A 20864-nucleotide genomic window follows, 5' to 3' on the forward strand; every position below is an offset into this window, starting at 1 on the left:
TCATGCAAGCAGCCGCTCTGGACACCGCTCAACCTGACGCGGTGCTGTGCCTGCGCAATATCAGCAAGGCCTACGGGCCGGTGCAGGTGCTGTCGCAGGTCAACGTGGATATTCGCCCTGGCGAGGTACTGGCCCTGCTCGGTGAGAACGGCGCGGGCAAGTCGACCTTGTCATCGATCATCGCCGGCCTGGTGCAACCCGAAGCCGGCGGCAGCATGACCTGGCTCGGCGCACCCTACGCGCCGGCATCACCGGGTGCCGCGCTGGGTGCGGGGATCGGCCTGATCCACCAGGAAATCCGTCTGCTGCCGCAACTGTCGATCGCCGAAAACATCTTCGTCGGCCGCCTGCCCATGCGTCACGGGCGGGTCGACCGCGAGTACATGGAGGCCCAGGCGCAGATTCAGCTCGAGCGCCTGGGGCTCAAGGTGCCGGCGTCGCGCAAGGTCGAAGGCCTGAGCGTGGCGGCCCAGCAACTGGTGGAAATCGCCAAGGCGCTGACCCTCAAGGCCAGCCTGTTGATCCTCGACGAGCCCACCGCGGCATTGGGCGGCGACGAAACCGAGCTGCTGTTCAAGCAGGTGGAACGGCTCAAGGCCGAGGGCGTTTCGTTCATCTATATCAGTCACCGCCTGGAAGAAATCGCGCGCATCGCCGACCGCGTGCTGGTGCTGCGCGACGGTCGCCAGATCGCCCTGCACGGCACGGCCCAGGTGCCGGTGCGTGAGTTGGTCGAGCAGATGGTCGGACGCAGCCTGGAGCGGATTTTCCCGACGCTGCAAGCACCGCAGGCGCGGGTGATGCTGCAGGTCAGGGAGTTGACCTGCCGCGAATTTGCCTTGCACGGCATCGACTTCAGCGTGCGCGCCGGCGAGGTGTTCGGCATTGCCGGGGTAGTCGGCGCCGGGCGGACCGAACTGGTGCGCACCATCGCCGGCGCGGCGCGGGATATCCAAGGCCATATGGTGCTGGACGGTGAAGTCCGCCAGTTGCGCTCGCCGTTCGAGGCAATCCAGGCCGGCGTGGTGCTGGTGCCCGAAGATCGCAAGCAGCAAGGCGTGGTGGTGGAGCATCGGATCGAAGACAACCTGATCTACGGCAACACCGACCTGCTGGATAAACGCGGTTGGGTGTTCCCTGCCCCGCTGCGCGAATTCGCGCGCACGGCGGTGGCACGCCTGGGTGTTAAAGGGGCACCGCAGTCGCGGATTTCCAGCCTGTCCGGGGGTAACCAGCAGAAGGTGATCATTGCCAAATGGCTGGCACGCAATCCCAAGGTGTTCATCCTCGACGAACCCACGCGCGGCATCGACGTGGGTGCACGCGCGGCGATTTATGAAGTGATCGCGGACCTGGCAGCCAAGGGCATGGCTGTGATTGTGGTGAGTTCCGACCTGGATGAAGTGCTCGGGCTGTCCCATCGGGTGATGGTAATGAGCCGGGGGCGACAGATGGGGATTCTGGAACGTGGCGAGGCCACACCGGTTTCGGTGATGGAAATGGCCACCGCATGACCACGAACGATGGATGCGCCACCCTTTTTGTGGTGAGCGGGCTTGCCCCGCGTTGGGCTGCGCAGCAGCCCCCCCCTCAAACACCCGCGTTGAATCAGACACACCCCGGTGGCAGATCGAGGGGCCGCTTCGCAGCCCAACGCGGGGCAAGCCCGCTCACCACATGGTGGGAGGTGTATTGCTAACTATTAGTAAGGGAGTCATCCATGCCACTTTTCAGTCTTCAGGGCCAAGTCACCTTCGTCACCGGGACCGACAGTGGCATCTATCCAACGGTAAAAGCGCGACCCTTGTGGTGAGCGGGCTTGCCCCGCGTTGGGCTGCGCAGCAGCCCCCCCTCAGGCACCCGCGTTGAATCAGACACACCCCAATGACAGATCGAGGCGGGGTGTATTGCTAACCATGAATAACGGAGTCATCCATGCAACTTTTCAGTCTTCAGGGCCAAGTCGCTTTTGTCACCGGTGCAGGCAGCGGGATCGGACAGGCCATCGCCGTCGGGCTGGCCGAAGCCGGTGCCGATGTGGCGTGTTTTGACCTGCCCGGCAGCCCCGGCATTGCCAGCACCGTAGAACGCATCCAGGCATTGGGCCGTCGTGCCCTGGCCCTGAGCGGCACCGTCACCGAGCGCGCCGCGCTGGACGCCGCCGTCGCTCGCACCGAAACCGAACTAGGCCCGCTGAGCGTGGCGGTCAACTGCGCCGGTATCGCCAACGCCCAGGCCGCCGAAGACCTCGAGCTGCAGCGCTGGCAGACCACCCTGGACATCAACCTCACGGGCATCTTCCTCAGTTGCCAGGCCCAGGCCGCCGTCATGTTGCCGCGCGGCAAAGGCGCCATCGTCAATATCGCCTCGATGTCCGGCAGCATCGTCAACCGCGGCTTGCTGCAGGCGCACTACAACACCTCCAAGGCCGGGGTGATCCACCTGAGCAAAAGCCTGGCGATGGAATGGGCCGACAAGGGCCTGCGGGTCAACTGCATCAGCCCCGGCTATACCGCGACGCCGATGAACTCGCGCCCGGAAGTCGCCGACCAGGTGAAGATTTTTGAACAGACCACGCCCATGGGCCGCATGGCCAGCGTGGAAGAAATGGTCGGCCCGGCGATTTTCCTGGTCAGCCAGGCCTCGTCTTTCTGCACCGGTGTCGACCTGCTGGTCGATGGCGGCTTCGTCTGCTGGTAAGGAGTCTTGTGATGTCGCAACGTTTCAGCGGTAAAACCATCGTGATCACCGGCGCCTGCCGTGGCATCGGCGCCGGCATTGCCGAGCGCTTCGCCCAGGAAGGCGCCAACCTGGTACTGGCTTCCAATGACCTGGAACGCGTGACCTTCACCGCCGACCAACTGGCACAGGAATACAAGGTCGACGCCCTGGCCCTGGCTATCGACGTCACCCGTGAAGACGACATTGAAAAGCTCTACCGCGAAGGCCACGCGCGCTTTGGCAGCATCGACGTGTCGGTACAGAACGCCGGCATCATCACCATCGACCACTACGACAAAATGCCCCGCGCCGACTTCGACAAGGTGCTGCAGGTCAACACCACCGGCGTGTGGCTGGGCTGCCGGGAAGCGGCCAAGTACATGGTCAAGCAAGGCAGCGGGCGGCTGATCAACACCTCGTCCGGCCAGGGCCGCCAGGGGTTCATCTATACGCCGCACTACGCCGCGAGCAAAATGGGCGTGATCGGCATCACCCAGAGCCTGGCGCTGGAACTGGCGCGGCATAACATCACGGTCAACGCGTTTTGCCCCGGCATCATCGAAAGCGAAATGTGGGACTACAACGACCGCGTGTGGGGCGAGATCCTCAGCACCGAGGAAAAACGCTACGGCAAAGGCGAGTTGATGGCCGAATGGGTCAAGAACATCCCCCTGCGCCGTGCCGGCAAACCCTCGGATGTGGCAGGCCTGGTGGCGTTCCTGGCCTCCGACGATGCCGCCTACCTGACCGGCCAGGCGATCAATATCGACGGCGGCCTGATCATGTCGTAAGGGTTTGGTATCCTCACCCGCATTGATGTCACCACTGAGGCCTTCATGAGCCAAATCGAAGAACAGCGCCTGATCACCAAGATCGCGAGCCTCTATTACGAAGAAGGGCTCAAGCAGTCCGAGATTTCCGCACAGCTCGACCTGTCCCAATCCTTTATCAGCCGCGCGCTGCGTCGGGCGCTGCAGGAAGGCGTGGTGAAGATCAGCGTGATGCGCCTGCAAGGCCTGCACCTGGAGCTGGAAACCCAGTTGCAGCGCCGCTATCGCGTGCGCCGGGTGATCGTGGTCGAAGCCACCGAACCGGGCAATGACGAAAGCATCAAGCAGGCCATCGGCTCGGCCGCCGCGCATTACCTGGAGACCAGCCTGTCGCCGCAGGATCACATCGGCATTTCGTCGTGGAGCAGCACCATTCGCGCCATGGTCGGCCACCTGCATGCACAACCGGGCAAACAAGGCGCCCAGGAAGTGGTACAACTGTTGGGTGGCGTCGGCAACAAAGGCGCGTTTGAAGCGACCTTGCTGACCCAGCGCCTGGCCACCCTGCTCAACTGCCCGGCGTTCCTGCTGCCCTCGCAAAGCATCGAGCAATCGGTGGAGAGCAAGCAGCGCATCGTGCAGATGGAAGAGGTCAAGGAAGTGCTGCAACGCTTTGACAGCATCACCCTGGCCATCGTCGGCATCGGCGACCTGGAGCCTTCGCAACTGCTGCGCAACAGTGGCAACTACTACACCGAAGACATGCTACGCCTGCTGGCCGAGCGCGGTGCCGTCGGCGATATCTGCCTGCGCTACTTCGACGCCCAGGGCAAGCCGGTACTGGAAGAAGATGAGGAGTTCGTGGTGTCGGTGGCGCTGCCCAAGCTGCGCAGCATCCACCGCGTGCTGGGCCTGGCCGGCGGGCTGAACAAGGTCCAGGCGATTCGTGGCGCGCTCAAGGGCGGCTACCTGGACATCCTGATTACCGACCTGGATACCGCACAGGCCCTCAACCAATAACCTCTTTTGGAGACTGCCGCTCATGACGTCCAAGCTCGAACAACTCAAGCAATTCACCACCGTGGTCTGCGACACCGGCGACCTGGAAGCCATCAGCCGCCTGCGCCCGGTGGACGCCACCACCAACCCTTCGCTGCTGCTCAAGGCCGCCGCCATCCCGGAATACGCCGACCTGCTGCGCCGCGCCGTGAGCCATGCCAAAGGGGATGTGGGCCTGGCCGGCGACCACTTCGCGGTGTCGGTGGGTGCGGGGATTCTCAAGGTGATTCCGGGGCGCATCTCCACTGAGGTCGACGCGCGCCTGTCATTCGACGAAGACGCGCTGTGGGCCAAGGCCAACCAGTTGATCGCCCTCTACGACCAGGCCGGCATCGGCCGCGATCGCGTGCTGATCAAGCTGGCCTCGACCTGGGAAGGCATCCGCACCGCCGAGCGCCTGGAAAAGGCCGGTATCCAGACCAACCTGACGCTGCTGTTCTCCTTCGCCCAGGCGGCTGCCTGTGCCGACGCCGGCGTGTTCCTGATCTCGCCGTTTGTGGGCCGCATCTACGACTGGTACCGCAAGAACACCGGCCTGGACTACACCGGCGCCGAAGACCCCGGCGTGCAGTCGGTCACGCGCATCTACAACTACTACAAGGCCAACGGCATCAAGACCGTGGTGATGGGCGCCAGCTTCCGCACCCTCAGCCAGATCGAACAGTTGGCCGGTTGCGACCGCCTGACCATCAGCCCGGAACTGCTGCAAAAGCTTGATGAAGACCAGGGCCCGCTGGCACGCAAACTCACCCCGGGCGCCGACGGCGAAGCGCGCCTGCAGTTGACCGAGGCACAGTTCCGCTGGGCCTCGAACGAAGACGCGATGGCCACTGAGAAACTCGCAGAAGGCATTCGCCAGTTTGCGCGGGACCAGGAAAAACTGGAGGCGGTGTTGTCGTCGCTATGACCCCCGTCCAGCCGCTCGGCCAGTCGCGCACCTTGGTGTTCCTGGCCTACCCGCACATGGGCCTGCTCGACCTGACCGGCGCCCAGACCGTGTTCTGGGCGGCCACCAAGGCCATGGTCGAGCGTGGCCTGCCGGGCTATGTGATGCACACCGCCAGCCTGGCGGGTGGCTTGATGCCAACAGCCGAAGGTTTGAGCGTCGATACCCTGCCACTGGCGCAATTTGACCCCGCCACCCTCGACACCTTGATCGTACCCGGCGCCCCCGCCATTCAACAGGCGATGGCCGCCAACACCGATCTGGTGGACTGGCTGCGTCATGCCTCCACCCAGGCCCGGCGCACGGCTTCAGTGTGCAGCGGCACGTTCCTGCTGGCCCAGGCCGGCTTGCTCCAAGGCCGGCGTGCTGCCACGCACTGGGCGATGTGCGACATGCTCAAGCGCGGGTTCCCGAGCATCGAAGTGGACATGGACGCGATCTTTGTCCAACAAGGCAATGTGTGGACGTCGGCAGGCGTGAGTGCCGGTATCGACCTTGCGCTGGCGTTGGTCGAGGCCGATTGCGGGCGTCACGTCGCCCTGCAAGTGGCGCGGGAGCTGGTGGTGTTTCTCAAAAGGCCCGGTGGCCAGGCCCAGTTCAGCCAACTGCTGCAAGCGCAGACCGATGACACTGCGGGTTTCGACGCCTTGCACCTGTGGATCGCCGATAACCTCAGCGACAGCGAGCTTACGGTGGAGCGCCTGGCAGAACAAAGCCGCATGAGCCCGCGCAATTTCGCCCGGGTCTACAAGCAAAAAACCGGGCGCACCCCGGCCAAGGCCATCGAGTTGTTTCGCGTGGAGGCGGCACGACGCCTGTTGGAAGACTCCCAGCGCAACATCGACCAAGTCGCGCACCTGTGTGGCTTTGGCGATGAAGAACGGATGCGCTACACCTTCCATCGCCACCTGTCGATTTCCCCTCGCGACTACCGCGCGCGCTTTTCCCGCTGACAGCGGGCCGGTTGGCAGTAATTCAGGGTTTTGTGTCCTACCCGACAAACAACCGCGCTCTTAGAGTAGGCCGGTAACGCATTGCACCTTGAGCAATCGTATCGACCTGGTCCCTGGAGCATCCCCATGAAGCAGCACATCCTTATCATCGGCGCCGGCTTCGGCGGTGTCTGGAGCGCCTTGAGCGCCGCACGCCTGCTGGACAAACATGATCGCCATGACGTGCAGATCAGCGTGCTGGCCCCACAGCCGGCGCTACGTATTCGTCCACGTTTCTACGAAGCCGACGTGCATGCCATGCAAGCACCGCTGGGGCCGTTGTTTGCGGCGGTCGGCGTGGACTTCATCGAGGGCGCCGCCGACCGCATCGATGAAAATGGCAAGCAGGTGACCTACCGCAATGCGGCTGGCATAGCCACCACCCTCACGTACGATCGCCTGGTTCTAGCCGCTGGCAGCCGTCTGAATCGGCCACAGATGGAAGGCATCCAGCACGTGTTCGATGTGGACCAGATCGAAGATGCCACGCGCCTCGAAGCGCACATCAAGGGGTTGAACAAGCTGCCCGACAGCCCGGCACGTAACACTGTGGTGGTGGCCGGCGGCGGGTTTACCGGGATCGAGACCGCGACCGAAATGCCGGCACGCCTGCGCGAAACACTGGGTGACAACGCCGATATTCGTGTGATCGTGGTGGACCGCGGCCCGCAGATTGCGGCTTCCATGGGCGATGGTATTCGCCCGTCCATCGTTCAAGCCAGCGAACACCTGGGCCTGGAATGGAGATTGAACACCTCAGTGGCCGCGGTGGATGCCGGCGGCGTGACCCTGGCCGATGGGGAACGCATTGAGTCCAGTACCGTGATCTGGACCATCGGCTTTCGCGCCAACCCGCTGACCGAACAGGTCAGCGGCACCCTTGATCCCCAGGGCCGCCTGCATGTGGACGGCAACCTCAAGGTCAAGGGCCTGGCCGATGTCTTTGCCGCCGGTGATGTGGCCTACGCCGCCACCGATGACCTGGGTCACTTCGCCGGCATGTCCTGCCAGCACGCCATTGCCCTGGGCCGCTACGCCGGCAACAACGTCGCCGCCGACCTGATCGGTGTGGCCCCGATGACCTACAGCCAGCCCAAATACGTCACCTGCCTCGACCTCGGTGCCTGGGGCGCGGTGTACACCGAGGGCTGGGATCGTCAGCTCAAACTGGTGGGCCAGGAAGCCAAGGAGCTTAAACAGCAGATCAACACCGTGTGGATCTACCCACCCGTTGCTGATCGGGCCACCGCCCTGGCGGCGGCTGACCCGCTGATCCCGGTGGCCTGACCGCGCCTGGGGCGGCAGCTATCAACTCTGTGGTGTATGTACCGTCAGGCCACGAGCTGCCAATGCCCCCAATACCCCGCCGACCATCGGCGCCAGCCAGAACAACCACAACTGCGCAATGTACTCACCGCCGGCGAACAACGCCGGGCCGGTGCTGCGCGCGGGGTTGACCGAGGTGTTGGTCACCGGGATCAGGACCAGGTGAATCAGGGTCAGCGCCAGGCCGATGGCAATCGGCGCAAAGCCTGCGGGCGCGCCCGGCGCGGTCACGCGCATGATGATCAGCACAAAGAAGAACGTAGCGATCACTTCGGCCAGCAGTGCAGCCTTCATGTCGAACAGGCCCGGGCTCAGCTCGCCGTAGCCGTTGGCAGCAAAGCCGCCCATCTCGAAACCGGGTTGGCCGTTGGCGATCACATACAGCGTCGCTGCAGCCGCAATGGCGCCAACCACTTGCGCCGCGATATAGGGCAGCACTTTCCCCCCGCACAGGCGGCGCCCGGCCCAGAGGCCGAGGGTCACCGCCGGGTTGAAATGCCCACCGGAGATACCGCCCACCGCGTAGGCCATCGTCAACACGGTCAGGCCGAACGCCAGTGACACGCCGGCGAAGCCAATCCCCAACCCAGGGAACGCAGCCGCCAGAATGGCGCTGCCACATCCGCCGAAAGTCAGCCAGAAGGTTCCGAGGAATTCTGCGGTCAAACGTCTTTGCACAAGTGACTCCATTGCTGTTCAGGTGCCGTCACCACAGGACGTGGGCGGTCCTGGGCGACGGTAGCAATGGGCATCATGGCGCCCTGTAAGACTTGTCTGGTTTTAGCGTTTTACCGCGGGGTCGCGGGCACACCCGTGCCGAACCGACGAATCGCCAGGCAATAGCCGATCAACGCCACCGCCGCCAGCAAGCCGCCCGCCGCGCCGATCCAGGCAAAGCCGAAGTGGCTGCCGACCCAGCTGCCCATCAGCGCACCGCCGCCGATACCGATGTTGTAGATGCCGGAGAACATCGCCATCGCCACGTCGGTGGCGTCCGGCGCAAGGACCAGCACCTTGGATTGCATGGCCAGGCCGAAGCCCATGATCGCCATGCCCCAGAACACGCTGAGGATCACCAGGTAGGATTCGGCGCCGCTCAACGGCAGCAGCAGCGACAGGCACGCCGCCAGCAGGAACACCGCGCCGACCACGAACACGTGAGGGTTGAAGCGGTGCACCAGGCTGAACAGCAGCGAACCAATGATGCCCGCGCCACCGAACACCAGCAGGATCAGGGTGACCGCGCTGCCGCTCATGCCGGCCACGCCTTCGACGAAGGGTTCGATATAGCTGTAGGCGGTGAATTGCGCGGTGACGGTCATGGCCGTGAGCACGTACAGCGCCACCAGCGCCGGACGCTTGAACAGCAGCGGCAGGCTGCGCAGGGAGCCGGAGTTCTGGCTCGGCAACGGCGGCAAGGTGCGCGCCAGCCAGAACACCAGGGCAGCAGCGAAGGCGCCGATGACCAGGAAGGTCGTGCGCCAGCCCATGGCTTCGCCGAGCAGGCGGCCCAGCGGAATGCCCAGTACCATCGCCAGCGAGGTGCCGGTAGCGAGCAAGCCCAGCGCCTGCACCTGCTTGCCTTCCGGCGCCAGGCGCACGGCCAGGGACGCGGTGATCGACCAGAACAGCGCATGGGACAAGGCGATGCCGACCCGGCTGAGCATCAGGATGCCGAAGCTGGTGGCCACGCTGGACAGAATATGGCTGGCGATAAACATGCCGAACAGCACGATCAGCAACTTGCGCCGCTCGACGTTGCGGGTCAGCAGCATCACCGGCAGCGAGGTCAGCGACACGATCCACGCATAGATGGTGAGCATCAGGCCGACACTGGCGATGGGCATGTCGAAGCTGGCGCCAATGGCGCTGAGCAGCCCCACGGGCACGAATTCGGTGGTGTTGAACACAAACGCGGCCAGCGCCAGGGCGATGACCGGTTGCCAGTTGGCTTGGGGGGTTGCGGCTGAAATGCTCATTGAAGGGCGAGGTACTCTGGCGATGATCAAGCGGCCACCCAGGACAAGCGCCGCCGCGGAGCATTCTATAGGTTTCTCGGCCGGCTGTTGACGCCCATCCCCCTCAAAATACCCTCAGCGGGGTCACGGTAAGGTCATGGTCACCACGTAGTTCCCCGACCGGATCGGCTTGCCGGCGCCATCGACGAGCACATAGCGCTGGTCGTAATACCGCCCGTTGCCACTGTCCGCGACCAGCAGCACGTGGGCCGCGTCGACACTGGCCACCGGCGCCACACCGCGTACATCGAAGTGGCTGCCGCGGCTGGCGACGGCACACTCGTGCAATTCCATCACCGCGCCACTGTGCGTATTTGTCGCACACCCGCCTTCGACGATACTGCCGTGGAACTCAATGCTGCCCTGCCCCACGATCTGCGCGGCGCCGCACGTACTCGCCCAGACACCCAGGAGGCCTGCCATTACCGAAAGACGCTTGACGCTCATGTCGACACTCCTTATTGGGCTCTTACCCAGTAAGTCGTCTGCCCGAGCGTTAACTTGAGGCGCCGCGTCCAAAGGTTTGCGCTAGATCAAGGATCCACCTGCCCCATCATCTCGGGAATGCTTTCCGGGCGCTTGGCATAGCGCTGGGCCAGCGCCGCGCAGACCATCAACTGGATCTGGTGAAACAGCATCAGCGGCAGGATCAGCACCCCCATGGTCGCCCCGGCGAACAGCACCTGGGCCATCGGTACGCCGGTCGCCAGGCTCTTCTTCGAGCCACAGAACAGGATGGTGATGCGGTCTTCCTGGTTGAAACCAAAGGCCTTGCCCAACAGCGTCGACGCCACCAGCACCAGGCCGAGCAACACGCAGCAGGCGACAACCAGGCCACCCAGTTCCCACAGCGGGATCTGGTGCCAGATGCCTTCGTTGACTGCTTCGCTGAACGCGCCGTACACCACCAGCAGGATCGAGCCCTGGTCGACGAACTTCAGCCAGGATTTATTGCGGCCCACCCACGCGCCGATCCAGCGGCGGGCGATCTGCCCGGCGACAAACGGCAGCAGCAATTGCACGCTGATTTTGAGGATCGCATCGACCGTGGAGCCGCCGTCGCCATGCACGTTGAGCAGCAAGGTCACCAGCAACGGCGTGAGGAAGATGCCGAACAGGCTAGAGGCCGCCGCGCTGCAGATCGCCGCAGGGATATTGCCGCGCGCCAGCGAGGTGAAGGCAATCGCCGATTGCACCGTGGCCGGCAAGGCGCAAAGGTAGAGCATGCCCATGTACAGGTCTTTGCCGATCAGCGGCGAGAGCAGCGGCTTGAGCGCCAGGCCCAGCAGCGGAAACAGCACGAAGGTCAGGCTGAACACCAGCAAGTGCAGGCGCCAGTGCCCCGCACCGGCCACGATGGCCTGGCGCGACAGCTTGGCACCGTGCAGGAAGAACAGCAGCGCGATGGCCAGGTTGGTGACCCAGCCAAAAGCCACGGCGGTCTGGCCGCTGGCGGGCAGCAGTGAGGCGAGGATCACCGTGGCGATCAGCGTCAGGGTGAAGTTGTCGGGCAGAAAACGAGGGCGAGTCATAAGCGGATCTTCCGGGGGTTGCCAAGAGCGTCATCGCGACTCTAACGTAACGGCCTGTTACCGACTAACGCCAATGAGCCAGTAAATGCCGCCTAAAGGACATGCCAACACCGTGCGCCGCAGCGTGCCCGGGCTTTCCAGCCTGCCACGGCCGGTGTATGGCCGTACCGAATCGCTGCCCAACCGCGCGCTGACGCGTCGGCACAGCCACCCGTGGGTGCAATTGTCCTACGCGATCTCCGGGGTGCTGGAGATCCAGACCAGCGTCGGCCGCTTCGTCGCCCCGCCGCAACGCGCGGTGTGGATCCCAGCGGGCATGCCGCACCGGGTATTCAGCTCGCCGCACACGGAGATGCGCAGTTTGTACCTCGATTGCAGCGTCACCACCTGGGCAGCCGAGCGTTGCCAGGTGCTGGAGGTGAGCAACCTGTTGCGTGAGTTGATCCGCAGCTTCAGTGAACTGCCAGTGGAGTACGCCGAGGATGGACCGGACGGTCGGCTGGCCCAGGTGGTGCTCGACCAACTGGCGGCAGCGCCGCAGGTCGACCTGATGCTGCCATTGCCCCACGACCCGCGCCTGCGCCAGATCTACCGCAGCCTCAACCTGCACCCGGAACAGCAGACTACCCTGGGGCAGTGGAGCCAGAAGCTGGCCGTCAGCGAGAAAACCCTCAGCCGTTTGTTCTTGAGGGACACCGGCCTGACGTTCCGGGCCTGGCGCCAGCGCCTGAGGCTATTGACCGCCCTGCCCGCCCTGGAGCAAGGCGAGCGGGTGACGGATGTGGCGCTGGGCTGTGGCTACGAATCCACCTCGGCATTCATCAATGCATTTCGACAGCAGTTTGACGCGACGCCCGGTGAGTTCTTTCGCTGACTATAAGATGAAGGAGATCCAAATGTGGGAGCGGGCTTGCTCGCGAAAGCGGTGTGTCAGTCGACCTCTGCAGTGGCTGATCCAGCGTATTCGCGAGCAAGCCCGCTCCCACATTTTTACATTGCATGTACCTGCCAGGCATACGAATCCACCTCGGCATTCATCAATGCGTTTCGACAGCATTTTGATGCGACGCCCGGTGAGTTCTTTCGCTGACCATGAGGTGAAGGAGATCCAAATGTGGGAGCGGGCTTGCCCGCGAAAGCGGTGTGTCAGTCGACCTCTGCAGTGGCAGATCCAGCGTATTCGCGAGCAAGCCCGCTCCCACATTTTGACATTGCCTGTACCTGCCAGGCATACCAGTCCACCTCGGCATTCATCAATGCGTTTCGCCAGCAGTTTGATGCGACGCCCGGTGAGTTCTTTCGCTGACCATGAGGTGAAGGAGATCCAAGTGTGGGAGCGGGCTTGCCCGCGAAAGCGGTGTGTCAGTCGACCTCTGCAGTGGCTGATACCGCGTATTCGCGAGCAAGCCCGCTCCCACATTTTGAATTGCATGTGTCTGCTAGGCAGAGGCCTTGGCCAGGATCGCCTGGAGCAACACGTCCGCCCCTGCCGTCGACCATTCGGGGGAAATTTCTTCCGCCTCGTTGTGGCTGAGCCCGTCCACGCAGGGCACGAAGATCATCGCGGTCGGCGCTACCTGGTTCACGTAGCAGGCGTCATGCCCGGCGCCGGAGATCATCGGCCGCTGGCTGTAGCCGAGCTTTTCCGCGCTGGCCCGGACCACCTCGACACAGTCAGCGTCAAAGGCAATCGGCGCGTACTGGAAAATCTGCTTCACGCTGTGCTGCAAGCCAATCTCCGCGGCGATGCGTGCCACGGCGTCGCGCAATTGCTGGTCCTGGCGCGCCAGCACCGCTTCGTCCGGGTGGCGAAACTCCACGCTGAAAAACACCCGCCCCGGCACCACGTTGCGCGAGTTGGGGAAGATGTTCGCCATGCCCACCGTCGCCCGCCCTTCGGCGCCCTGCTCCAGGCCCAGGCCATTGACGGCCTCGACCACCCGGGCAAAACCGAGCAGCGCATCCAGGCGATGGTCCATCGGCGTGGTGCCGGCGTGGGCGCTGCGCCCGCTCAATTCGACTTCATACCAGCGCTGGCCCTGGGCGCCGGTGACGACGCCGATGGTGATGCCTTGGGCTTCGAGAATCGGGCCTTGTTCGATATGCAGTTCGAACGCGGCATGCACGGCCTGGCCGCCGACCGGATGAGGCCCGGCATAGCCGATCTGCTGCAAGGCCTCGCCAATGGTCACACCGGCCTTGTCCGCGCGGGACAGCCCGTATTCCAGGTCGAACACGCCGGCGTAGACACCGGAAGAAATCATCGCCGGAGCAAAGCGCGAGCCTTCTTCGTTGGTCCAGTTGACCACCTCGATGGGGCGCTCGGTTTCGATGCCCAGGTCATTCAGGGTCCGCAGCACTTCCACACCGGCGAGCACGCCGTAGATGCCGTCGTACTTGCCGCCGAAGGGTTGCGAGTCGCCATGCGAGCCGGTCAGCACCGGCGCCAGGTCGTCATGTTTGCCGGCGCGGCGGGCAAAGATATTGCCCATGGCGTCGACCCGCACCGTGCAGCCGGCGGCTTCGCACCACTGCACGAAGAGGTCGCGGCCACGACGGTCTTCGTCGGTCAGCGCCAGGCGCGAGACGCCGCCCTTTTCGGTGGCGCCGATCTGCGCCATTTCCATCAGCGATACCCACAGGCGATCGCCATTGACCCGCGCCAGGTTACTCATGGGGTTTGGCCCGATAGCGGAAATCACAGTGGTGCGCGCCACCCATGATGGTCTGGGTGCGGGTCAGTTCGATGTCCGGGTTGTAGCCGACGATAAACAACTCGTCGCGGTTGCACGACAGCAAGTGGCCAATCTCGCCCAGGCCCATCTCGTGGTACATCTCGGCGTAGCGGCAGCGCTTGACGTCGTAGTCATAGTGCTCGGCATCGCTGGCGATGATCTCGACCTTGAGCGCGTCGTCCTTTTCCCACAACACTTGCAGTTCGACAAAACTCTTGAGGTCGGCGCCCTGCTCTTCCAGCGCGGCAAAATGCTTGCCGGCCTGAATCGCCGCGTTGCCCACGGCCTCGCCGATCACGGCGGCGGCAAAAGCCTTGCCCTGCTCGCGCACCAGGATCTCGTAGATCGGCTTGATGATTTCGGCTTCGATCCGCCGCCGGGCAAGAATGCCCAGTTCACCTTCCAGATTGCTCATTGTGTGCCTCCGTCAGCTCCACAAAACCTATTGATTGCCCCCACACTGAGAGGCTTTTCTGTGGCGAGCGGGCTTGCCCCGCGTGGGGCTGCAAAGCAGCCCCAATAAGCACGCCGCGTTGTCTCAGATCCACCTCGGCAGCTGATTTTGCGGCGGCTTCGCCACCCAACGCGGGACAAGCCCACTCACCACACCAGCAGTTCGCCGGCCAGACGTCGGCGGTTATTGACCGCCTGCCACACTCACCGGCTGCCATTGATTGGCCTTGACCTGGTAAACGGTGAACGACGGTTTCTTCAAGTTACCCTCGGCATCGAAGGCAATGGTGCCGGTCACGCCCGGGTAACTGATGGCGCGCAGCACCGGCAGGTACTTCTGCGGATCAACCGAATCGGCCTTTTCAATCGCCGCCACCAGCACGCCGACGCCGTCGTAGGCAAACGGCGCGTGCAGTTCGATATTGGTTTTGTAGCGTTCTTTATAGGCCTGTTCGAACGCCTTGCCACCCGGCATCTGTGCAACCGCCAGGCCCGGCTCCAGGGCAATCACGCCCTCGCCTTCGTTCTGCGCCAGTTGCAGGAAGGTCTGGCTGACAAACCCGCCGGCCCCCATCAACGGTGCCTTGATGCCCAACTGCTTGATGCGTCGGGCCAGCGGCGCGGCCTGGGCGTCAACGCCGCCGAAGAAGATCAGGTCGGGGTTCTGGCTGCGGATGTTGGTAAGCACCGCGCTGAAGTCGATGGTCTTGTCGTCGACATATTCACGGGCAACCACCTTGGCGCCCCCGGCCTGGATGGATTTGACGAACTGGTCTGCCAGGCCCTGGCCGAAGGCGGTGCGGTCGTCGATCACGGCAATGCGTTGCGCCTTGAGCGTGTTCAAGGCATAGGCGCCGGCCACCTGACCGCCATCGTCGTCATGGCCCATGATGCGGAAACTGGTGTCGAAACCCTGCTGCGTGTAGGCATGCCCGGTGGCCACCGGCGCGACCTGGGCGATGCCGGCGTCGTGGTACACCCGCGCCGCCGGGATGCTGGTGCCGGTATTCCAGTGGCCGACCACGCCGACCACGCCCTCATCCACCAGGCGCTGGGCGACGGTCACGGCTGTGCGCGGGTCAGACTGGTCGTCTTCGGACACCAGCTTGAAAGTCACCGCTTCACCGTTGATCTTCGGGTGCTGGGCGTTGGCCCGGTCGATGGCCAGTTGCGCGCCATTTTCCAGGTCTTTGCCGATCCGCGCGGACGGGCCGGTCAGCGGGCCCGCCAAGCCAATCAACACGGTCTGGTCGGCCTGGGCCACGGCGCTTGCCAGGCTGCTCAGGGCCAGGCCTATCAATACGGTTTGCTTCAAAGTCTTCATCAGTCGTTCCTGTGTCTTTTCGGGCGGGTCGAAATACGCCGGGCGTCCGGTAGCGTCATGGTTGGGTTCTATTCACCGAGGTAGGCGCTGCGCACCTCGGGGTGTTCAAGCAATGCGGCGGACGGACCGACAAGGCTGATGCGCCCGGTGTCCATCACGTACGCGCGGTCGGTGACCTGCAGCGCCAGCCGAGCGTTCTGCTCCACCAGCAACAACGTCATGCCCTGGCGGCAGACGTCGTCGATCACCTGGAAGATCTTCTCGACCATGATCGGCGCCAGGCCCATGGACGGCTCATCGAGGATCAGCAGGCGCGGGCGCGACAGCAGCGCACGGGCCAGGGCGAGCATCTGTTGCTCACCGCCTGACAGCAGCCCGGCGGACTGTTGCAGGCGCTCTTCGAGGCGCGGGAAGTGTTCGAACAACTGGCGCATTTCACGCTGCACCTGCGCGTGGTCGCGGCGCACAAAGGCACCGGCCTGCAGGTTTTCCAGCACACTCATCCGCGCAAAAATCCCGCGCCCTTCCGGCACCATGGCGATGCCCTGGCGCAGCAGTTGGTCCGGTGCCTGGCCCCGAATCGAGCGCCCGGCAAACCGGATCGTGCCCTTGGCGGCCGGCAGCATGCCGGTCAACGCCTTGAGGCTGGAGGTCTTGCCGGCGCCATTGGCACCGATCAGCGTCACGCGTTCGCCTTCGGCGATCTGCAGGTCCAGGGACTTGACCGCCTCGATCGCGCCGTAGCGCACCTGCAAACCGTCGACGTGCAACAGGGCTTCAGACATGTGCACTGGCTCCCAAATAGGCCTGGATCACGGCCGGGTGCTGACGTACCTCGGCCGGTGGCCCGACGGCAATGACCTGGCCGTAATCGAGCACACTGATGCGGTCGCACACGCCCATCACCAGCTTGACGTCGTGCTCGATCAACAACAGCGTGTGGCCGTCGTCGCGGATTTTTTCCAGCAGGCCGCGCAGTTGCACTTTCTCACTGGCGTTCATGCCCGCCGCCGGTTCGTCCAGCGCCAGCAGGCGCGGTTCGGTGGCCAGCGCGCGGGCGATTTCCAGGCGGCGCTGGTGGCCGTAGCTCAGGCTGTCGGCGCGATAGTTGGCAAAGCCGGCCAGGCCCACATAGGCGAGCAAACGGTGGGCATGCGCGCGGGTTTGCGCCTCTTCATCACGGGCGCGGCGATGGCGGCTCAAGGCGGCCCACAGGCCATTGCGGGTGCGCACATGGCGCCCGACCATGACGTTTTCCAGCGCGCTCATGGCATTGAACAGGCGGATATTCTGGAACGTGCGCGCGATGCCGGCTTCGGCCACCTGGTGCACGCTGGTCGGCCGGTACTCGCGCCCGTCCAGCTGGAAGCGCCCGGAATCCGGGGTGTAGAGGCCGGTCATGACATTGAAGAAGGTGGTCTTGCCGGCGCCATTGGGGCCGATCAGCCCGTAGATTTCGCCGGGCTGGATGCTCAGGCTCACGTCGGTCAGCGCCGCGACGCCGCCGAAGTGCTTGTTGACGTGGTCAATCTGCAACAACGGTGCGTTCATCGTGCCACTCCTTTGGGCCATAGCCCGGCAGGTCGGTAGAGCATCGCCAGGATCAGCGCCAGGCCGTAGAACAACTGACGGATGATTTCCGGGTCGACCAGTACCTGGCCGAACAACGCCTGCTGCAGCGGGCCCATGCTCGCGCGCAGGGCTTCGGGCAGCGCAGCCAGCAGCACGCATCCGAGCATCACCCCGGGGATATAGCCCATGCCGCCGAGCACCACCATCGCCAGCACCGCGATGGACTCATTGAGGGTGAACGATTCCGGCGAGACAAAACCCTGGAACGCTGCGAACAGCGCGCCGCTCACGCCGCCGAACGCGGCGCCAATCGCGAACGCCAGCAGCTTGAGGCGCACGGTGTTCACGCCCATGGCCTGCGCCGCTTCTTCGTCTTCGCGGATCGCCACCCAGGCGCGGCCGATGCGCGAGCGCTCGAGGCGAATGCAGGCGAACAGGATCAGCACCACCAGCGCGGCAAACAGGTAGTAATAGAGGTACACCGACGGCAGGCGCAGGCCGAACAGCTCTTGGGTGCGCCCCAGGTTCACGCCCAGCAGGCTGACCGGATCGACTTGCGAAATGCCTTTGGGGCCGTTGGTGATATTCACCGGGCGATCGAGGTTGCGCAGCAGGATGCGGATGATCTCGCCAAAGCCGAGGGTGACGATGGCCAGGTAGTCGCCACGCAGGCGCAAGGTCGGCGCCCCGAGCACCACCCCGCAGCCGGCGGCGAGCAAAGCGCCCAATGGCAGGATCAGCCAGATCGAGGTGTGCATCCCCGCCGGCAGCCACGCCACCAGCGCCGGGAACTGCTGCAACAGGTGCGGCGACGACAGCAGCGCGGCAAGGTAGGCGCCCACCGCGTAGAACGCGATAAAGCCCATGTCCAGCAGCCCGGCGTAGCCGACCACGATGTTCAGCCCGAGGGCGAGCATGATGTACAGCAAGGCAAAATCCAGGGTGCGTACCCAGGTGTTGCCGCCGGCATGCCCGACGATCCACGGCGCCAGCACCAGGGCCACGGCGAATAGCAGCAGGCCGAGGGTCGCGCGTTTGTTGGCGGTCAGAGAGTGGCTCATGCGCGCGTCGCCAAGCGTTCGCCCAGCAGCCCGGACGGCCGGAATACCAGCACCGCGATCAACACGATAAAGGCGAACACATCCTGGTAATTACTGCCGAACACGCCGTTGGTGGCGGCACCGAGATAGCCGGTGCCCAGGGCTTCGATCAGCCCCAGCAGCAGGCCACCGAGCATCGCGCCCTTGAGGTTGCCGATTCCGCCCAGTACCGCTGCGGTAAAGGCCTTGATCCCCGGCAGGAAGCCCATGTAGAAATGCGCGCTGCCGTAGTTGCTGGCCATCATCACCCCGGCCAGCGCCGCCAGGGCACCGCCGATGGCGAAGGTGAGCACGATGATGCGGTTGGGGTTGATGCCCATCAGGCTGGCGACTTGCGGGTTCTCTGCCACGGCGCGCATGGCCCGGCCAAAGCGGGTGCGCTCGACCAGCACCAGCAGCGCGACCATCACCGACAACGCGATGGCGATGGTGGTCAGCGCGGTGGCGTTGGTGATCGCCGGGTGCGCCGAAGCGCCGGCCAGCACTTCGATGGGTTCCAGCGGCAGCAGTTGCGGGAACATCTGCGGGTTGCGCGTCCACACCAGCATGGCGAAGGTCTGCAGCAGCAGCGACACGCCGATACCACTGATCAGCGGCGCCAGGCGCGGGGCGTGGCGCAGGCGGCGATAGGCCACACGCTCGATCACCACGGCCAGCAGCGCACAGAACGCCATCGCGACCAGCGTGGCCAACAGCAACACCAGCACCGGCGGCAATGTCGGCCAGGTGGCTTGCAGCAGGCGGATCACCGACAAGCCCACCAGCGCGCCGATCATCAAGACATCGCCATGGGCAAAGTTGATGATGCGCAAAATGCCGTAGACCATGGTGTAACCCAGGGCCACCAGCGCGTAGAGACTGCCCGTCATCAAGCCATTGAGCAGTTGTTGGATAAACCCATCCATCAGGACCCTGAACCTCAGTGCGTACAAGGGCGGCACACTAAGCATCTATTCTGTTTTTATCAAATATCAGAAAGTCATATGGTTATACCAAAGCGATAACAGGTTATTTACGCCATGCTTACGGCATTTATGGCTCTTTATTTACGCAAAGAGTTGGTATTTAATTCAACACATGAATAAATTAGAACAGTTAGCCAATGACCCTCCCCTGCGCGCCGTGCGCACCTTCGAAGCGTTTGCGCGCCATGGTGGGGTGAATGCCGCCGCGCGCGAGCTGGACGTATCCGCCTCGGCGATCAGCCATCAACTGCACTTGCTCGAAGATTTCCTGCAACAGCCGCTGACCTTGCGCCAGGGCCGCAACCTGGTACTCACCGATGAAGGCCGCGAGTATTACCGTGCGATTCGCTCGGCGTTCGCGGTACTGCGCAGCGCCACCGAACACGTGCGCGAGAAAAGCGCCACGCGCCAGGTCACCATCAGTCTGATCCCGTTGTTTGGCATCAACCTGTTCATCCCGCGCCTGGCCGACTTCCTCAAGGATCACCCGGCGCTGGACATCAACGTGACCTACGCCAACCACCGCAGCTACCCCAGCGACGCGGCCGACCTGTCGATCCGCTTCGGCACCGGGCACTGGCCGGGCTATCACAGCGAGCCGTTGATTTGCGGCGCGGTCACACCCTATTGCAGTCGCGCATTCCTGGCACAACACGGCCCCATCGACACACCGCAGGCCCTGAGCCAACTGCCCCTGCTGCACGACGAAGAACGCGGCACCTGGGGCCAATGGTTCGAAGCCGCCGAAGTCGACGCCACGGCGCTCAATGGGTTGCTGTTGGAAGATGGCCAACTGGCCCTCACGGCCACCCTCACCGGCCTCGGCTGCGCCTTGCTGCGCGAGCCGCTGGTGACGCCACATGTGGCCAGTGGTGAGTTGGTGAAGCTGTTCGACCTGCAGGTCAACGACGGCCGCCAGTACTACCTGTGCCGACGGGCCAACAGCGAATTGTCGAGCGAGGGGAATGACTTGTATGACTGGATCAAGCGCAGCTTGATCGCGGTGTAGAGCGCGATTTGAACGATGGGAGCGGTGGAGTAATAGCGCGGCTGCGAGGGCGGTGGGGCTGACAGATCTTCTGTGCCTGACACACCGCCTTCGCGGCCTCGCTGGGGCTCGACGGCTCCCACAGGGGGGGGCAGTTGTGTGGCTGGGATTTGAGCAAGCACCGGGTTTCGCTGATTGCAGTTTCTGCAGAGTGTCGCTGGGTGAGCTGGATCCCAGCGACCACTAGGTTTCGCTATGTGGCTGAGATTCCAGCCACCACTCCGCCCAACTGTGGGAGATGTCGAGCTTTAGCGAGGCTGCGAAGGCGGCGGTACTGATAGCCCTGCTGTGCCTGACACACCG

Annotated in this window: 20 protein-coding genes; 9 read left to right on the forward strand and 11 right to left on the reverse strand. The window is 63.9% G+C overall.

Annotated elements, in window-relative coordinates; translation table 11 throughout:
- Positions 1-2: 2 nt before the first annotated feature.
- From AC07SI_RS28945 to AC07SI_RS28975, 7 genes are all read left to right on the forward strand, one after another.
- A complete protein-coding gene (locus AC07SI_RS28945) occupies positions 3-1514 on the forward strand; it encodes a sugar ABC transporter ATP-binding protein (protein ID WP_495007014.1) in 1512 nt (503 codons plus the stop codon).
- A gap of 421 nt (positions 1515-1935) precedes the next feature.
- Positions 1936-2700, forward strand: a complete 765-nt coding sequence (locus tag AC07SI_RS28950) for an SDR family oxidoreductase (protein ID WP_213553198.1) — start codon at positions 1936-1938, stop codon at positions 2698-2700.
- Positions 2701-2711: 11 nt separating this feature from the next.
- A complete protein-coding gene (locus AC07SI_RS28955; protein WP_065907325.1) occupies positions 2712-3512 on the forward strand; it encodes a glucose 1-dehydrogenase in 801 nt (266 codons plus the stop codon).
- 45 nt (positions 3513-3557) lie between these two features.
- Positions 3558-4511, forward strand: coding sequence for a sugar-binding transcriptional regulator (locus tag AC07SI_RS28960; protein WP_495007015.1), 954 nt, complete (start codon positions 3558-3560; stop codon positions 4509-4511).
- A gap of 22 nt (positions 4512-4533) precedes the next feature.
- Positions 4534-5457, forward strand: coding sequence for a transaldolase (gene tal / locus AC07SI_RS28965; RefSeq protein WP_495007016.1), 924 nt, complete (start codon positions 4534-4536; stop codon positions 5455-5457).
- Entirely contained in the window at positions 5454-6449 is a 996-nt protein-coding gene (locus AC07SI_RS28970) for a GlxA family transcriptional regulator (RefSeq protein ID WP_495007017.1), read from the forward strand. Before tal ends, AC07SI_RS28970 begins: the two co-directional genes overlap by 4 nt.
- 126 nt (positions 6450-6575) lie before the next feature.
- Positions 6576-7775 (forward strand): NAD(P)/FAD-dependent oxidoreductase, encoded by a 1200-nt coding sequence (locus AC07SI_RS28975; protein WP_495007018.1) that lies wholly within the window; start codon positions 6576-6578, stop codon positions 7773-7775.
- 21 nt (positions 7776-7796) lie between these two features.
- Here AC07SI_RS28975 and aqpZ read toward each other — a convergent pair whose 3' ends face one another.
- The 4 genes from aqpZ to AC07SI_RS28995 all read right to left on the reverse strand — a co-directional run bounded on the left by aqpZ (position 7797) and on the right by AC07SI_RS28995 (position 11364).
- Positions 7797-8504 (reverse strand): aquaporin Z, encoded by a 708-nt coding sequence (gene aqpZ / locus AC07SI_RS28980; protein ID WP_495007019.1) that lies wholly within the window; start codon positions 8502-8504, stop codon positions 7797-7799.
- 98 nt (positions 8505-8602) lie between these two features.
- The gene (locus AC07SI_RS28985; protein ID WP_065907348.1) at positions 8603-9793 is read right to left on the reverse strand and encodes a sugar transporter; all 1191 of its coding nucleotides are present in this window, start codon (positions 9791-9793) and stop codon (positions 8603-8605) included.
- 123 nt (positions 9794-9916) lie between these two features.
- On the reverse strand, positions 9917-10279 hold the full coding sequence (locus AC07SI_RS28990) for a type 1 fimbrial protein (protein WP_120448939.1): 363 nt from the start codon (positions 10277-10279) through the stop codon (positions 9917-9919).
- 86 nt (positions 10280-10365) lie between these two features.
- Entirely contained in the window at positions 10366-11364 is a 999-nt protein-coding gene (locus tag AC07SI_RS28995; protein ID WP_065907352.1) for a bile acid:sodium symporter family protein, read from the reverse strand.
- A gap of 85 nt (positions 11365-11449) precedes the next feature.
- Between AC07SI_RS28995 and AC07SI_RS29000 the strand changes: the two genes are divergently transcribed.
- On the forward strand, positions 11450-12238 hold the full coding sequence (locus AC07SI_RS29000) for an AraC family transcriptional regulator (protein ID WP_495007020.1): 789 nt from the start codon (positions 11450-11452) through the stop codon (positions 12236-12238).
- 565 nt (positions 12239-12803) lie between these two features.
- Here AC07SI_RS29000 and AC07SI_RS29005 read toward each other — a convergent pair.
- From AC07SI_RS29005 to AC07SI_RS29035, 7 genes are all read right to left on the reverse strand, one after another.
- Entirely contained in the window at positions 12804-14039 is a 1236-nt protein-coding gene (locus tag AC07SI_RS29005) for a Zn-dependent hydrolase (RefSeq protein ID WP_495007021.1), read from the reverse strand.
- Entirely contained in the window at positions 14032-14514 is a 483-nt protein-coding gene (locus AC07SI_RS29010; RefSeq protein WP_106803480.1) for an L-2-amino-thiazoline-4-carboxylic acid hydrolase, read from the reverse strand. The genes AC07SI_RS29005 and AC07SI_RS29010 overlap by 8 nt, the downstream gene beginning before the upstream one ends.
- Before the next feature lie 222 nt (positions 14515-14736).
- Positions 14737-15876 carry a branched-chain amino acid ABC transporter substrate-binding protein gene (locus tag AC07SI_RS29015; RefSeq protein ID WP_065907358.1) on the reverse strand — a complete coding sequence of 380 codons (1140 nt, stop codon included), beginning with the start codon at positions 15874-15876 and terminating at the stop codon, positions 14737-14739.
- Positions 15877-15944: 68 nt separating this feature from the next.
- Positions 15945-16661 (reverse strand): ABC transporter ATP-binding protein, encoded by a 717-nt coding sequence (locus tag AC07SI_RS29020; RefSeq protein WP_495007022.1) that lies wholly within the window; start codon positions 16659-16661, stop codon positions 15945-15947.
- Positions 16654-17427: an ABC transporter ATP-binding protein gene (locus tag AC07SI_RS29025; RefSeq protein ID WP_495007023.1), complete on the reverse strand. Its 774-nt coding sequence runs from the start codon at positions 17425-17427 to the stop codon at positions 16654-16656. Before AC07SI_RS29025 ends, AC07SI_RS29020 begins: the two co-directional genes overlap by 8 nt.
- On the reverse strand, positions 17424-18509 hold the full coding sequence (locus AC07SI_RS29030; protein WP_495007024.1) for an ABC transporter permease subunit: 1086 nt from the start codon (positions 18507-18509) through the stop codon (positions 17424-17426). The genes AC07SI_RS29025 and AC07SI_RS29030 overlap by 4 nt, the downstream gene beginning before the upstream one ends.
- Positions 18506-19453 (reverse strand): branched-chain amino acid ABC transporter permease, encoded by a 948-nt coding sequence (locus tag AC07SI_RS29035; RefSeq protein ID WP_495007025.1) that lies wholly within the window; start codon positions 19451-19453, stop codon positions 18506-18508. The genes AC07SI_RS29030 and AC07SI_RS29035 overlap by 4 nt, the downstream gene beginning before the upstream one ends.
- A 172-nt stretch (positions 19454-19625) precedes the next feature.
- Between AC07SI_RS29035 and AC07SI_RS29040 the strand changes: the two genes are divergently transcribed.
- Positions 19626-20522 (forward strand): LysR substrate-binding domain-containing protein, encoded by an 897-nt coding sequence (locus tag AC07SI_RS29040; protein ID WP_065907366.1) that lies wholly within the window; start codon positions 19626-19628, stop codon positions 20520-20522.
- Positions 20523-20864: the final 342 nt, after the last annotated feature.

This window comes from Pseudomonas sp. GW821-FHT05D12 (assembly GCF_059419825.1).

Excerpts from the sequence above, each read along its gene's own strand:
- AC07SI_RS29025 (WP_495007023.1), bottom strand. The coding sequence starts at position 17,427 with ATGAACGCACCGTTGTTGCAGATTGACCACGTCAACAAGCACTTCGGC.
- AC07SI_RS29010 (WP_106803480.1), bottom strand. The coding sequence starts at position 14,514 with ATGAGCAATCTGGAAGGTGAACTGGGCATTCTTGCCCGGCGGCGGATC.
- AC07SI_RS29020 (WP_495007022.1), bottom strand. The coding sequence starts at position 16,661 with ATGTCTGAAGCCCTGTTGCACGTCGACGGTTTGCAGGTGCGCTACGGC.
- AC07SI_RS28950 (WP_213553198.1), top strand. The coding sequence starts at position 1,936 with ATGCAACTTTTCAGTCTTCAGGGCCAAGTCGCTTTTGTCACCGGTGCA.
- AC07SI_RS28970 (WP_495007017.1), top strand. The coding sequence starts at position 5,454 with ATGACCCCCGTCCAGCCGCTCGGCCAGTCGCGCACCTTGGTGTTCCTG.
- AC07SI_RS28945 (WP_495007014.1), top strand. The coding sequence starts at position 3 with ATGCAAGCAGCCGCTCTGGACACCGCTCAACCTGACGCGGTGCTGTGC.
- aqpZ (WP_495007019.1), bottom strand. The coding sequence starts at position 8,504 with ATGGAGTCACTTGTGCAAAGACGTTTGACCGCAGAATTCCTCGGAACC.
- AC07SI_RS29030 (WP_495007024.1), bottom strand. The coding sequence starts at position 18,509 with ATGAGCCACTCTCTGACCGCCAACAAACGCGCGACCCTCGGCCTGCTG.
- AC07SI_RS28985 (WP_065907348.1), bottom strand. The coding sequence starts at position 9,793 with ATGAGCATTTCAGCCGCAACCCCCCAAGCCAACTGGCAACCGGTCATC.
- AC07SI_RS28960 (WP_495007015.1), top strand. The coding sequence starts at position 3,558 with ATGAGCCAAATCGAAGAACAGCGCCTGATCACCAAGATCGCGAGCCTC.
- AC07SI_RS29000 (WP_495007020.1), top strand. The coding sequence starts at position 11,450 with ATGCCGCCTAAAGGACATGCCAACACCGTGCGCCGCAGCGTGCCCGGG.
- AC07SI_RS29040 (WP_065907366.1), top strand. The coding sequence starts at position 19,626 with ATGAATAAATTAGAACAGTTAGCCAATGACCCTCCCCTGCGCGCCGTG.
- AC07SI_RS28995 (WP_065907352.1), bottom strand. The coding sequence starts at position 11,364 with ATGACTCGCCCTCGTTTTCTGCCCGACAACTTCACCCTGACGCTGATC.
- AC07SI_RS28990 (WP_120448939.1), bottom strand. The coding sequence starts at position 10,279 with ATGAGCGTCAAGCGTCTTTCGGTAATGGCAGGCCTCCTGGGTGTCTGG.
- AC07SI_RS29035 (WP_495007025.1), bottom strand. The coding sequence starts at position 19,453 with ATGGATGGGTTTATCCAACAACTGCTCAATGGCTTGATGACGGGCAGT.
- AC07SI_RS28955 (WP_065907325.1), top strand. The coding sequence starts at position 2,712 with ATGTCGCAACGTTTCAGCGGTAAAACCATCGTGATCACCGGCGCCTGC.
- AC07SI_RS29015 (WP_065907358.1), bottom strand. The coding sequence starts at position 15,876 with ATGAAGACTTTGAAGCAAACCGTATTGATAGGCCTGGCCCTGAGCAGC.
- AC07SI_RS29005 (WP_495007021.1), bottom strand. The coding sequence starts at position 14,039 with ATGAGTAACCTGGCGCGGGTCAATGGCGATCGCCTGTGGGTATCGCTG.
- tal (WP_495007016.1), top strand. The coding sequence starts at position 4,534 with ATGACGTCCAAGCTCGAACAACTCAAGCAATTCACCACCGTGGTCTGC.
- AC07SI_RS28975 (WP_495007018.1), top strand. The coding sequence starts at position 6,576 with ATGAAGCAGCACATCCTTATCATCGGCGCCGGCTTCGGCGGTGTCTGG.